The sequence below is a fragment of the Curtobacterium sp. BNK-1 genome, from assembly GCF_048685235.1.
Classification (GTDB): Bacteria; Pseudomonadota; Gammaproteobacteria; order Enterobacterales; family Enterobacteriaceae; genus Pantoea; species Pantoea agglomerans.
Map to the genome: position 1 here is coordinate 2,705,569 of NZ_JBLQTJ010000001.1, position 13,059 is coordinate 2,718,627.

Here is a 13,059-nt window from a genome sequence, read left to right on the forward strand (position 1 = left end):
TCGCAGTGACCGACAAAACCTCTCTCAGTTACAAAGACGCCGGTGTTGATATTGATGCTGGTAACGCTCTGGTTGACCGTATTAAAGGCGTAGTGAAAAAGACGCGTCGCCCGGAAGTGATGGGTGGACTGGGCGGTTTTGGTGCGCTTTGCGCGCTGCCGCAAAAATACCGTGAACCGGTGCTGGTCTCCGGCACCGATGGCGTTGGCACCAAGCTGCGTCTGGCGATGGATCTCAAACGTCACGATGCCATTGGTGTTGACCTGGTGGCGATGTGCGTCAACGACCTGGTAGTACAGGGCGCCGAGCCCCTCTTCTTCCTCGACTACTACGCTACCGGCAAACTGGATGTGGATACCGCCTCTGCGGTGATCACCGGCATCGCCGAAGGTTGTCTGCAGTCGGGTTGTGCGCTGGTGGGCGGTGAAACCGCTGAGATGCCAGGCATGTATCACGGTGAAGATTACGATGTGGCCGGTTTCTGTGTTGGCGTGGTGGAAAAGTCAGAGATCATTGATGGCAGCAAGGTGCAGGATGGCGATGTACTTATCGCTCTCGGCTCCAGCGGCCCGCACTCCAACGGCTATTCGCTGGTGCGTAAGATTCTGGAAGTCAGCAACACCGATCCGCTGGCTGAACAGCTGGAAGGCAAACCGCTGGCCGATCATCTGCTGGAACCGACCCGCATCTACGTGAAAAATATCCTGAGCCTGATTGAGCAGGTCGATGTGCACGCTATCGCACACCTGACCGGCGGCGGCTTCTGGGAGAATATTCCGCGCGTGCTGCCCGACAACACTCAGGCCGTCATCGACGAGAAGAGCTGGCAATGGCCGGCCGTCTTCAGCTGGTTACAGCAGGCAGGCAACGTCAGCCGTTTCGAGATGTACCGCACCTTTAACTGCGGCGTCGGCATGATCATCGCCCTGAGTCCGGCAGACGCGGACAACGCGATTGCGCTGATGCAGGCTGCGGGCGAGAAAGCCTGGAAGCTCGGCGTAATTAAAGCGTCTGATGCCGAAGAGCGTGTGGTCATTAACGGATGAAAAAGCTGGTTGTACTGATTTCCGGCAACGGAAGTAACCTTCAGTCCATCCTTGACGCCTGTGCAAGCGGGCGGATTCACGGCAGCGTGGCTGCCGTGTTCAGCAACCGCGCCGCCGCTTATGGCCTGACGCGGGCGCAGGAAGCAGGCATTCCTGCCCACTCGCTTGCCGCCAGCGACTTCACTGACCGCGAAGCCTTCGATCGCCAGCTCATCGCTGAAATCGAAGCCTACAGTCCAGACCTGATTGTGCTGGCAGGATATATGCGCATTCTCAGCAGCGCGTTCGTAGCCCATTTTCACGATCGCCTGCTGAATATCCACCCTTCCCTGTTGCCGAAATATCCGGGTCTGCATACGCATCGTCAGGCGCTGGAAAATGGCGATAGCGAACATGGCACCTCCGTGCATTTCGTCACTGATGAGCTGGATGGGGGTCCGGTGATCCTGCAGGCCAAAGTCCCGGTTTTTCCCGGCGACAGCGAAGCGGAGATTACGGAGCGGGTGCAGCATCAGGAGCATGCCATCTATCCGATGGTAATCGGCTGGTTTGTTGAGGGTCGTCTGGCGATGCGTGACGGCAAGGCCTGGCTGGATGGCGAACCGCTGCCGCCGCGGGGTTATGCTAACGACTGACCCGACAGGGGAAGCCGGGGCTTCCCCTGAAGTGCTGGCGGTCGGGGTAAAGGCTCAGGGAACCATTGAGCCGTCTGACATAACAACCTGCTCTGCTCCCGTTACTGACTTAACCGTAGCGCCCCGTAATATAATCTTCGGTCCGTCGCTGTTTTGGCGCGGTAAAGATACGGTCAGTCTCATCAAACTCCACTAACGCGCCCTGATGCATAAACGCGGTGTAATCTGACACGCGAGAAGCCTGCTGCATGTTGTGCGTCACCAGCACCAGCGTGAAATGCTGCTTGAGCGTGGTCATCAGCTCTTCAATCACCAGCGTGGAGATGGGATCGAGCGCGGAGGTCGGCTCATCCAGCAGCAGAACTTCCGGTTCAATCGCAATGGCGCGGGCAATCACCAGCCGCTGCTGCTGTCCGGTAGAGAGCGTCAGCGCATTCTGTGACAGCTGATCTTTGACCTCACTCCACAGCGCCGCCGCGCGCAGCGCACGTTCACAGGCTTCGTTCAGCACCCGCCGGTCGCGTACACCCTGTAAACGCAGCCCGTAGACCACATTTTCATAGATCGATTTTGGAAAAGGATTGGGCCGCTGAAACACCATGCCGACCCGACGACGCAGCGCCGAGAGATCCTGCTCGGGTCGCAGGATCGGCTGCGATCCCAGCAATACCTCACCCTCGACCCGGCAATGATCAATCACATCATTCATGCGATTAAAGCAGCGCAGCAGCGTCGATTTGCCACAGCCGGAGGGACCAATCAGTGCGGTAATCTTGTTTTTCGGCACCTGCAGCGAAATAGCCTGCAGCGCCTGGCGCTCGCCATACCACAGCGACAGCTGGTTAACGGTCAGCGCGATATCCGTGTCGGACGTCATAGTCATAGCCTGTTATTGAGTCATAAGGCGATAGCGTTCACGCAGACGGTGACGCAGGCCCATCGCCAGCAGATTAAGCGACAGAATAATCAGCACCAGCAGGAGCGCGGTGGCGAACACCAGCGGCCGGTCAGCTTCAATATTCGGACTCTGAAACGCCAGATCGTAAATCTGGAAGCCCAGATGCATAAATTTGCGATCCAGATGCAGATAAGGAAACACCGCGTCGACGGGCAGTTCCGGCACCATTTTTACCACGCCAACCAGCATCAGCGGCGCGGTTTCACCAGCGGCACGCGCCACCGCCAGAATCAGGCCGGTCAGCATGGCAGGCACCGCCATCGGCAGCACCACGTTCCACAGGGTTTCCGCCTGAGTCGCGCCCAGCGCCAGCGACCCCTGCCGCAGGCTGTTGGGAATGCGGGATAGTCCCTCTTCGGTCGCCACAATCACCACCGGCAGCGTTAGTAACGCCAGAGTCAGCGACGCCCACAGCAAACCAGGTGTCCCGAAGGTGGGATTGGGCAGCGCGCTGGCGAAGAAGAGCTGGTCTATCGTGCCGCCCACCAGCCAGACAAAGAAGCCCAGACCAAATACGCCATAGACGATTGAAGGAACACCTGCCAGATTGACCACCGCAATGCGTACCAGTCTGGTCAGCGCATTGCGCCCGGCATATTCATGCAGCCAGATGGCGGCGATGACACCCAGCGGCATCACGACCACCGACATCAGCAGCACCATCAGCACGGTGCCAAAGATCGCCGGGAACGCCCCGGATTCACTCTCGCCTTCAGCGGGTGAATCACTGACGAAACGCCACAGTTGATGCAGAAAATGCAGCGTTTTGCCGGTCAGCGTCATCGCGTTCGGCTTCCAGCTGTCAACGATTTCGGTCAGCGGGATCGCATGTTCGGTGCCATGCACATCCCGCAGGATTAACAGATCGCGCTGACTCTGCTGTTGCAGCGAAGCCAGTGTCTCGCTCAGCTGATTAAACCGGCGCTGCAAAGCGGCCTGATTGGCCTGATATTCTGACTCGGCCTGCAGATCAAAGCGCCCGGCAGCACGGTTTGTGGCCGCCTGCTCATCAAGCTGCTCACGCTGGCTGTTGAGGCGCGCCATATCGACCCGGCGAATCTGATTAGCCTGCCGCACCAGCATCTGCACCTGTCCGAGCCGCTGATGCAGCAGTGCATCGGGATCCTGCGCAGTCAGCTCTTCATTATCCTCACGCAGGCCGACAAACCAGCCGTATGCCTGACCGTGGCTGCGGCGCTGCAGCACCATGATGTCCGCTGGCTGGCTGACCTGCGCCGCCGTGCGACTGTAAACCACCCGGAAATCGGGTGCGTCCCAGTCACGGTTACCGGTTTTAATCAGATAGCGATTAACCTGTCCGCCGCTGTTGCCCTGCTCATCTGCCGGGGCCGGAAAGCGCCACTGATGTTCCAGGGTTTCACCCAGCAGCCGCGTCTCGCCCCCTTCAGGCTGGCTAAACGTGTAGAGATCGACGCGCTGCGGCCAGAAAGCGCGCACGCCCTGCCAGGCCAGTAACCCAATCAGCAGCGTAAAGGCCAGCAGGCAGACGGCTACGGCACCGGCGGTTAGCCAGCGCCAGCGATCGTTCTGTCGCATCGCTTTCATGCCTGCTCCTCGTGCTGGCTGTAGCGCTGGCGCAGCCGCTGACGGATCAGCTCGGCAACCGTGTTGATCACCAGCGTAAACAGCAGCAGCATCAGGGCGCTAAGAAACAGCACGCGATAATGGGCACTCCCCGCCGCCGCTTCCGGCATCTCAATGGCGATATTGGCGGACAGCGCGCGCAGGCCGCTGAACAGGCCACCTTCACTTTGCGGCGTGTTGCCGGTCGCCATCAGCAAAATCATGGTTTCTCCTACGGCACGCCCCAGACCAATCATCAGGGCGGCAAAAATACCGGCGGAAGCACCCGGCAGCACGACGCGGGTCAGGGTTTGCCACGGCGTCGCGCCCAGTGCCAGCGAGCCCTGCCCTAACGCTGCGGGCACGCTGAACAGCGCATCCTCAGAGAGGGTAAAGATCAGCGGTACCAGCGCAAAGCCCATCGCCAGCGCGGCCACCAGCAGATTGCGCTGTTCGTAATGCGGCAGCCAGTCGCCCGCATCCGGTATCAACAGCGTGGGCAGCCACAGCGTCAGCAGCGTGACCAGCAGCAACAGCGGCAGCAGAATCAGCACTTCACGACCCGGCTGACGCCAGCGCGGCGGTAAACGCGCGATGAATACGCCGCACAGCAGCAGCGTGCCCGCCAGCGTCAGCGGCAGCAGCAGCACACCTACCAGCGCCTGACCAATATGCGGCGCGAGCCAGATCCCGGCAATCAGCCCCACGACCACGCTTGGCAGCGCACCCATCATCTCAATGGCCGGTTTGACCCAGCGTCGCAGGCCTGGCGCCATAAACCAGGCGGTGTACATCGCCGCCGCCAGCGCCAGCGGTGTGGCAAACAGCAGCGCTAAACTCGCCGCTTTCAGCGTACCCATCACCATCGGCATCAGGCTGAACTTGGCCTGATAACTGTCACCCGCCGCGGTCGATTGCCAGATCCAGTCCGGTCCGGGGTAATTTTCATACCAGATTTTTTGCCAGAAATTGCGCCAGGTGACGTCCGGCCACGGATTATCAAGCCGCAGAGTCTGCCAGCTTCCCGCCCGTTCAATCAGCAGACTGTCGCCACGTGGCGAAAACTGCGCCAGCACAATGCCAGGTTCCAGCTGACGCTGCAGTATCGGGCCATTCTGCTTGCTGGCAAACAGCCGCAGCATCCCCTGTTTACTGAGCGTCGCAAACACGCGGCGTTGTGATTCCGTCACCAGAATGGTCTCACCGTCGCTGCTGGCAAAAGTACGAATGCGCTGCAGGCGCGGCCCCTGTTCGCTGGCGATAGCAAACCACTGCGTGACGCCGCTGCCATCCTGGATCAGCAGGCTTGTGCCGCCCACCAGCAGATGCAGACTTTTTGGCCGCTGCGGCAGGGCGTGCGTTTCGCGCAATAGTGCACGGTCATCGTCAAGTTGCCAGACCCGCAGCAGATTGCCTTCGGTGGTGTAGAGCAGATCGCCGGACGGCGAGAGCGCCAGCAGATCCAGCTGGCGTTGCGGCAGCGGGATAACCGAGGCCTGGCGATCGGTGCCGAGCGTCAGCACCCGGAGTCCGGCCTCAGTGAGTGCGGCTATACGCCACTGACCCGCATGGCGCGTCGCCAGCGCCATCTTCGTCACTGCGCCATCGGGCAGATGAAACGGTTTATCGCCCAGCGGAAAACGCCACTGCTGGTCGGCGGTTGGCTGAATCAGAGTCAGCGCACCCTGCATATTCAGCAGTAACGTCTGCTCATCGGCACTCCGCACTATCTCCCCGGGCGGCGGGGTCAGGGCCAGTGCCGGTTCCGCAGGCTGACCATCCAGCGGAATAAAACGCGCCGCACCGCGCTCGCTGATGCGCCAGCCGACCTTCCCCTGATTGCCAATCGCTAAGGCTGGCGCACGATCCCAGAGTTGCTGGCTGGCCGCAATCTGCAGGCCCGGCGCATTAAACAGCGGTAATACCACGCCAATCAGCCAGCAGAAGAGCAGCAGCATCAATAGCAGGATCGCCACGCCACAGCAGGTGACCAGTCGCCGTGTCAGACGGTCAACGGCACGACGCTTACGATCGCTGAATTGGACAGGAATGTGGTTTGCGCTCATGCGGTTCCGCTAGCAGGCCAAAATAAGCCGCTATGTTGCCCGTAGCCGATTGATAAGACAACTCCTGGCGTTGGACAACGCTGCCATACTCTCGCCATAATGTTGGTGGATACTGGATCTTCAGTCCTGCAACCGCTAAATGGAGTGAGAATGGGTCAGGTAAAGCTTTATATTGAAAAAGAATTAAGCTGGTTATCCTTTAATGAACGGGTTTTGCAGGAAGCAGCAGACAAAAGCAATCCACTGATTGAGCGGATGCGCTTTCTGGGTATCTACTCCAACAATCTCGACGAATTCTATAAAGTGCGTTTCGCCGACCTCAAACGCCGCATTCTGATTGGTGAAGAGCAGGGTTCCGCCAGTACGCCACGCCATCTGTTTAAGAAAATTCAGCAGCGGGTAATGAAGTCCGATCAGGAGTTTGATGCGTTATATAACGATCTGCTGCTGGAGATGGCACGTAACCAGATCTTCCTGATCAACGAACGTCAGCTCTCATCCAATCAGCAGGCGTGGCTGCGCCACTACTTCAAGCACGAACTGCGTCAGCATATCTCGCCGATTCTGATCACCCATGAAACGGATCTGACCGAATTCCTTAAAGATGACTACACCTATCTGGCGGTAGAGATCATTCGCGGTGACAATATTCAGTATGCGCTGCTGGAAATTCCGTCCGACAAAGTCCCGCGTTTCATCAATTTACCGGCTGAGCCACCGCGCCGCCGTAAGCCAATGATCCTGCTGGATAACATTCTGCGCTACTGCCTGGATGACATTTTTAAAGGTTTCTACGACTACGACGCGCTCAACGCCTATTCAATGAAAATGACGCGTGACGCCGAGTACGACCTGGTCACGGAGATGGAGTCCAGCCTGCTGGAGCTGATGTCCTCCAGCCTGAAGCAGCGACTGACGGCGGAACCGGTGCGTTTCGTCTACCAGCGCGATATGCCAGACACGATGGTGTCGCTGCTGTGCCACAAGCTTTCCATCTCAAACCTGGACTCCATCCTGCCAGGCGGCCGCTACCACAACTTCAAAGACTTTATCGGCTTCCCTAACGTCGGCAAAAATAACCTGGTGAACCGCCCGCTGCCGCAGATTCGCCACATCGGCTTTGATGGCTTCCGCAACGGCTTTGATGCGATTCGCAATCGCGACGTGCTGCTCTACTACCCGTACCACACCTTTGAGCATGTGCTGGAGCTGCTGCGTCAGGCGTCGTTCGACCCCAGCGTGCTGGCGATAAAAATCAACATCTACCGCGTTGCTAAGCATTCCCGCATCATGGATGCGATGATCCATGCCGCCTATAACGGTAAAAAAGTCACGGTGGTGGTGGAGCTGCAGGCGCGCTTTGATGAAGAAGCCAATATTTACTGGGCGAAACGCCTGACTGAAGCGGGCGTGCATGTCATTTTCTCCGCACCAGGCCTGAAGATCCACGCCAAGCTGTTCCTGATTTCACGCCGCGAAGGCGAAGAAATTGTGCGCTACGCGCATATCGGTACCGGCAACTTTAACGAGAAAACCGCGCGTCTCTATACGGATTACTCGTTGCTGACCGCGGATGCGCGCATCACCAATGAAGTACGTCGGGTGTTCAACTTTATTGAGAATCCCTACCGGCCCGTGACGTTCGATCATCTGATGGTCTCGCCGCAGAACTCGCGCCGGATGCTGTATGAGCTAATCGACACCGAAATTGCTAATGCGCAGCAGAATAAGCCCTGCGGCATTACTCTGAAAATCAACAATCTGGTGGACAAAGGTCTGGTTGATCGGCTTTATACAGCCTCCAGCGTAGGGGTGAAGGTCAATCTTCTGGTGCGCGGAATGTGCTCATTAATCCCTGACTTGCCCGGGATCAGTGAAAATATTCGTGTCATCAGTATTGTTGACCGTTATCTGGAACACGATCGCGTCTATATTTTTGAGAATGGCGGCGATAAGAAGGTGTTCCTCTCCTCCGCTGACTGGATGACACGTAACATTGATTACCGTATCGAAGTGGCAGTGGCGATTCTCGATCCCCACATCCGGCAGCGCATACTCGACATTATTGCTATTCAGTTGAGTGATACGGTGAAAGCCCGCATCGTCGATAAAGAGTTGAGTAACCATTACGTCCAGCGCGGCAATCGTCGTAAAGTGCGATCGCAGCTGGCCATTTATGATTACATCAAGAAACTGGAACAACCTGAATAAATCCTATGCCAATTTCTCATAAAAGTACGCCAAAACCCCAGGAGTTTGCGGCGATTGACCTGGGCTCGAACAGTTTCCATATGGTGATTGCGCGGGTTGTCGATGGTGCGATGCAGGTACTGGGCCGCCTTAAGCAGCGCGTCCATCTGGCTGACGGACTGGATGCCCGGCACAACCTCAGCGAGGAAGCGATGGAGCGAGGGTTAGCCTGCCTGGCCCTGTTCGCCGAGCGCCTGCAGGGGTTCAGTCCAAGCAACGTGACGATTGTCGGTACCCATACGCTGCGCGAGGCGGTCAACGCCGAAACCTTCCTGCAACGTGCGGCCGAGGTGATCCCCTATCCGATCGAGGTGATTTCGGGCCATGAAGAGGCTCGCCTGATCTTTATGGGCGTTGAACATACCCAGCCGGAGAAAGGCCGCAAGCTGGTGATCGATATCGGCGGCGGATCAACTGAGCTGGTCATTGGCGAGGATTTTGAACCGCAACTGGTTGAGAGCCGACGCATGGGTTGCGTCAGTTTCGCCCAGCTCTATTTCCCGAAAGGTGAAATCAGCCGTGAAAACTTCCGTCGCGCCCGTTTAGCGGCCGCGCAGAAGCTGGAAACGCTGGCGTGGCAATATCGTCTGCATGGCTGGCAATATGCGCTGGGCGCGTCCGGCACCATCAAAGCCGCCTGCGAAGTGCTGCTGGCGATGGATGAAAAAGAGAAGCTGATTACGCCTGAGCGCCTCGAAAAGCTCTATGACGAGGTGATGAAACACAAATCCTTTGCTGCACTCAGCCTGCCGGGTCTGTCGGAAGAGCGTAAAGGCGTGTTTGTACCCGGGCTGGCGATTCTTTGCGGCGTATTTGATGCGCTGGCCATTCGCGAATTGCGCCTCTCCGACGGTGCGCTGCGTGAAGGCGTGCTCTATGAGATGGAGGGCCGTTTCCGCCATCAGGATATTCGCAGCCGTACGGCACAGAGTCTGGCGAACCATTACGCTATCGACAGCGACCAGGCACGACGCGTGCTCGACACTACCGAGCAGCTTTATCTGCAGTGGCGCGAGCAGAATCAGAAACTGGCGAATCCACAACTGGCCGCACTGCTGAAATGGGCGGCGATGCTGCACGAAGTGGGCCTGACCATTAATCACAGCGGCCTGCAACGCCATTCAGCCTATATTCTTCAAAACACCAACCTGCCGGGCTTCAATCAGGATCAGCAGATGCTGCTGGCGGCGCTGGTCAGATTCCATCGTAAAGCGATAAAGCTTGATGAGCTGCCGCGCGTGACGCTGTTCAAGAAAAAGCAGTTTGTACCGCTGATCTTCCTGCTGCGCCTGGGTACCCTGTTGAATAATCAGCGACAGGCCACCACGCGTCCGGAGGCGTTAACCCTGAAATGCGATGATGGCCACTGGACGCTGACCTTCCCGGCGGGCTACTTCACGCAGAACAACCTGGTTCAGCTCGATCTTGAACGGGAGCAGGTTTACTGGAATGACGTCACGGGATGGAAACTGATCCTCGAAGAAGAAGTCTGACAACACGGGCGCCTGGCGCCCGTTTAACTGAAATGATGAATATGACACAACCAACCGCACCACTTTCAGGCGAAAACTATTTTGCCGAAACCTATGGTTTAACGCCGCCCCACTCCGAAGTGGTTGCGGCGCTGCCCCAGCTCAACGTCGGCAAGGCGCTTGACCTTGGCTGTGGCGTGGGACGCAATACGCTGTTTCTGAATCAGCACGGTTTTGACGTCACGGCGTGGGATCATAATCCGCAAAGCCTGGCGCGCCTGCAGGAGATTATTGCGCAGGAAAATCTCAGCGGCATTCATACCGAGCAGCGCGACCTGAACAACACGCGCTTTAATGGCGGCTTCAACTTTGTGCTGTCGACCGTGGTGATGATGTTCCTTCAGCCGCAGACTATTCCGCAGCTGATTGCCGACATGCAGGCCTGTACGGTCAGAGACGGTTTTAACCTGATCGTGGCGGCGATGAACACGGACGATATGCCCTGCCCGGCTGATTTCTCCTTTGCGTTTAAATCAGGCGAGCTCAGCCACTACTACCGCAACTGGCACATCGTGAAGTACAACGAGCACCCCGGTCAGTTGCATCGCACAGATGAAAATGGCAACCGCATCACCTGTCGTTTTGCGACGCTGCTGGCGCAAAAAGCGAGTTACTGATTTTTATCTGCTGTTTTTTTCAACAGCGATTGATTTCATCAGGCGACTGTGACTAAATATTGCAGTCGCCCCAGATGGGGTCATTACAGGAACCACCCCGCGTGAACAGCGCTATTTCTCCCCGAAGACGTCAAAAAACCGGCACCATGACCCGCATTGTGCTGCTGATTAGTTTTATCATTCTTTTTAGTCGCCTGATTTTTATCCTGCCTGCTGCCTTCGAGCATCATCAGAAACAGAAAGCTATTCCTGAACCGGTTGCCATAACATCAGGCGATACGCGATAACGAATAACGAATAACGACCTTTCGCCTGAAACGCACCTGATACGTAAATGTTATCCAGCTAACTGGACTCTTTTTTGCATCCCTTTTTCAGGCGAAACGCTACACTTCGTGCTGGTGCTTTCAGACTTAAGGGATCCAATGTGTCTGCCTCTCACTCTCAACGTTTAAGTGAAATACGTCATCGCATTCTGACGCTGCTGCTCAGCGAGCACGATCTGGTTGATGCCCTGCTGGAGAAATCGGGCGATCTCAATCCTGAACAGCAACGTGAAAATGCGGCCCAGCGTGACGCGCTGGAGCAGGACATTCTGCAACTGCATGCCGCTGACCTTGCGGATATTCTCGAAGCCCTGCCCGAAGAAGAACGTCAGGCGCTGTGGCGGCTGGTGCCGAACGAGCGGCGCGGCCATGTGCTGGTTGAAGCGTCTGAAACGGTCTGGGCCAGCCTCACCGAAGAGATGAGCGACCGCGATATCCTGCGCGCTATCCAGCCGCTGGATATCGACGATCAGGTCTGGCTGGCGCGTTATCTGCCACGTGACCTGACCGGACGCCTGCTGGCAACGGTGGAGCCCGCCCTGCGCGCCCGCATGCTCGATATGGTGCAGCTTGACCGTGACCGCGTAGGCCGGGTGATGGATTTCAATATCCTGACGGTGCGTGAAGATGTCACGCTTGCAACGGTGCAACGCTTTCTGCGCAAGCGCAAAAGCATGCCGGGCGGTACCGATAAACTCTTTATCACCAATAAAGATAATCAGCTGCTGGGCGAACTGCTGCTGACGGACATCCTGCTTAACAAACCCAAAACCCTGGTGAGCGACGTGATGAACGCCCGCCCTACCACCTTCCAGCTCAATGATAAGGCCGAAGACGCTGCCAGCGCCTTTGAACGTTATAACCTCATTTCAGCCGCCGTTACCGACGCCAGGGGCAAGCTGATTGGCCGCGTGACCATTGAAGACATCATCGACCTGGTGAATGCCGAAAACGAAAGCAACATTCGTAAAATGGGGGGTATCAGTCAGGAAGAGGATGTGTTCGCGCCGGTGCGTAAATCGGTACGTAAACGCTGGGCCTGGCTGGCGATTAATCTCTGCACTGCCTTTGTCGCCTCCCGGGTTATCGGGCTGTTTGAAGGGACGATTTCGCAAATCGTGGCGCTGGCCACGCTGATGCCGATCGTCGCGGGTATCGGCGGCAATACCGGTAATCAGACCATCACCATGATTGTGCGGGCGCTGGCCTTACATCAGGTTGAACCGGGCAACTTTTCGTTTTTGATCGTCCGCGAGCTTGGCGTGGCGCTGATCAACGGCCTGTTCTGGGGCGGCATCATGGGCGGCATCACCTGGCTGATGTATGACAATATGGCGCTGGGCGGCGTTATGATGCTGGCCATGGCGCTTAATCTGCTGCTGGCCGCGCTGATGGGCGTGCTGGTGCCGCTGGTCATGACTAAAATGAATCGCGATCCCGCCGTCGGCTCCAGCGTATTGATCACCGCCCTTACCGACACCGGCGGCTTCTTTATTTTCCTGGGGCTGGCGACGATTTTCCTGCTGCCGCACTGATCGTCAGGCTTGCAGGCCGTAACGTTGCAGCGACCCGTTAAGATTGCGCTGCCGCGTTACCTGTGCCAGCTCTCGGGTCGCCGCAGGCAGCGTATAGTTACCTCGCTGACTCAGCCACTCCAGCACATCCGCTAAGTGCCAGATGGCGGTTTTACCGTCATGCACCGGCAGCGGAAACGGCGGGCGGTGGCTGAGCATCAGCTTACGCATATTCTGACGCGTCATGCCGATGATCTCCGCCACATCCGTCAATCCCACAAAATCGGGTGCGGCTTCCACCAGCGTGGCCCCCGGTATCGCACGCAGCACATCCTCTTCTGCCTGCTTTAATACATCCGTTGCAGAGTCGGACTCCCGGGTGAACTCCAGTGCAATTCTGCCCGGCATGCCCAGGCCGATTAGCGCATCATCACAGCCTGCCGCTGCCAGCGTTTCCAGCAGTTCATCCACCGGCGCATGCCCTTCCGGCAGGCTGAACCGTAATGTGAAACAATATTCCATATGCTTCTC

The 13,059-nt window shown here is 57.4% G+C and carries 11 protein-coding genes; 7 read left to right on the top strand and 4 right to left on the bottom strand.

All coding sequences use genetic code 11. From position 1 onward, the window contains the following. Nucleotides 1–5: 5 nt before the first annotated feature. Nucleotides 6–1,046 carry a phosphoribosylformylglycinamidine cyclo-ligase gene (gene purM / locus ACMGGP_RS12765; protein ID WP_010671337.1) on the top strand — a complete coding sequence of 347 codons (1,041 nt, stop codon included), beginning with the start codon at nt 6–8 and terminating at the stop codon, nt 1,044–1,046. Then, entirely contained in the window at nt 1,043–1,681 is a 639-nt protein-coding gene (purN, locus tag ACMGGP_RS12770; protein ID WP_498798494.1) for a phosphoribosylglycinamide formyltransferase, read from the top strand. The genes purM and purN overlap by 4 nt, the downstream gene beginning before the upstream one ends. Nucleotides 1,682–1,790: 109 nt before the next feature. On the opposite strand, the gene pstB is transcribed toward purN, so the two are convergent. From pstB to ACMGGP_RS12785, 3 genes are read right to left on the bottom strand one after another with little or no spacing between them, the layout of a single operon-like run. Next, complete coding sequence (gene pstB / locus ACMGGP_RS12775) at nt 1,791–2,558, bottom strand: phosphate ABC transporter ATP-binding protein PstB (RefSeq protein WP_010260068.1); 768 nt, start codon at nt 2,556–2,558, stop codon at nt 1,791–1,793. 12 nt (nt 2,559–2,570) lie between these two features. Further along, the gene (gene pstA / locus ACMGGP_RS12780; protein ID WP_498798495.1) at nt 2,571–4,205 is read right to left on the bottom strand and encodes a phosphate ABC transporter permease PstA; all 1,635 of its coding nucleotides are present in this window, start codon (nt 4,203–4,205) and stop codon (nt 2,571–2,573) included. Further along, entirely contained in the window at nt 4,202–6,289 is a 2,088-nt protein-coding gene (locus tag ACMGGP_RS12785) for an ABC transporter permease subunit (protein ID WP_498798496.1), read from the bottom strand. The genes pstA and ACMGGP_RS12785 overlap by 4 nt, the downstream gene beginning before the upstream one ends. 150 nt (nt 6,290–6,439) lie before the next feature. On the opposite strand from ACMGGP_RS12785, the gene ppk1 reads away from it, so the two are divergent. The 5 genes from ppk1 (at nt 6,440) to mgtE (ending at nt 12,549) form a co-directional block, all read left to right on the top strand. Further along, a complete protein-coding gene (ppk1, locus tag ACMGGP_RS12790; protein WP_010260075.1) occupies nt 6,440–8,500 on the top strand; it encodes a polyphosphate kinase 1 in 2,061 nt (686 codons plus the stop codon). A 5-nt stretch (nt 8,501–8,505) separates the two neighbouring features. Then, nucleotides 8,506–10,032: an exopolyphosphatase gene (gene ppx / locus ACMGGP_RS12795; protein WP_010260078.1), complete on the top strand. Its 1,527-nt coding sequence runs from the start codon at nt 8,506–8,508 to the stop codon at nt 10,030–10,032. A 41-nt stretch (nt 10,033–10,073) separates the two neighbouring features. Next, nucleotides 10,074–10,688: a tellurite resistance methyltransferase TehB gene (tehB, locus tag ACMGGP_RS12800; protein ID WP_010671332.1), complete on the top strand. Its 615-nt coding sequence runs from the start codon at nt 10,074–10,076 to the stop codon at nt 10,686–10,688. A gap of 101 nt (nt 10,689–10,789) precedes the next feature. Next, nucleotides 10,790–10,975 carry a YfgG family protein gene (locus tag ACMGGP_RS12805; protein WP_340278655.1) on the top strand — a complete coding sequence of 62 codons (186 nt, stop codon included), beginning with the start codon at nt 10,790–10,792 and terminating at the stop codon, nt 10,973–10,975. Between the two features lie 140 nt (nt 10,976–11,115). Then, on the top strand, nt 11,116–12,549 hold the full coding sequence (mgtE, locus tag ACMGGP_RS12810) for a magnesium transporter (protein WP_010260086.1): 1,434 nt from the start codon (nt 11,116–11,118) through the stop codon (nt 12,547–12,549). A gap of 3 nt (nt 12,550–12,552) precedes the next feature. Here mgtE and ACMGGP_RS12815 read toward each other — a convergent pair whose 3' ends face one another. Next, the gene (locus ACMGGP_RS12815; protein ID WP_022624132.1) at nt 12,553–13,050 is read right to left on the bottom strand and encodes a helix-turn-helix transcriptional regulator; all 498 of its coding nucleotides are present in this window, start codon (nt 13,048–13,050) and stop codon (nt 12,553–12,555) included. Between the last annotated feature and the right edge of the window lie 9 nt (nt 13,051–13,059).

What these genes read in the sequence shown, in the direction of transcription:
- purN (WP_498798494.1), top strand. Translation starts at nt 1,043, where the DNA reads ATGAAAAAGCTGGTTGTACTGATTTCCGGCAACGGAAGTAACCTTCAG.
- pstB (WP_010260068.1), bottom strand. Translation starts at nt 2,558, where the DNA reads ATGACGTCCGACACGGATATCGCGCTGACCGTTAACCAGCTGTCGCTG.
- pstA (WP_498798495.1), bottom strand. Translation starts at nt 4,205, where the DNA reads ATGAAAGCGATGCGACAGAACGATCGCTGGCGCTGGCTAACCGCCGGT.
- ACMGGP_RS12785 (WP_498798496.1), bottom strand. Translation starts at nt 6,289, where the DNA reads ATGAGCGCAAACCACATTCCTGTCCAATTCAGCGATCGTAAGCGTCGT.
- ppk1 (WP_010260075.1), top strand. Translation starts at nt 6,440, where the DNA reads ATGGGTCAGGTAAAGCTTTATATTGAAAAAGAATTAAGCTGGTTATCC.
- ppx (WP_010260078.1), top strand. Translation starts at nt 8,506, where the DNA reads ATGCCAATTTCTCATAAAAGTACGCCAAAACCCCAGGAGTTTGCGGCG.
- tehB (WP_010671332.1), top strand. Translation starts at nt 10,074, where the DNA reads ATGACACAACCAACCGCACCACTTTCAGGCGAAAACTATTTTGCCGAA.
- ACMGGP_RS12815 (WP_022624132.1), bottom strand. Translation starts at nt 13,050, where the DNA reads ATGGAATATTGTTTCACATTACGGTTCAGCCTGCCGGAAGGGCATGCG.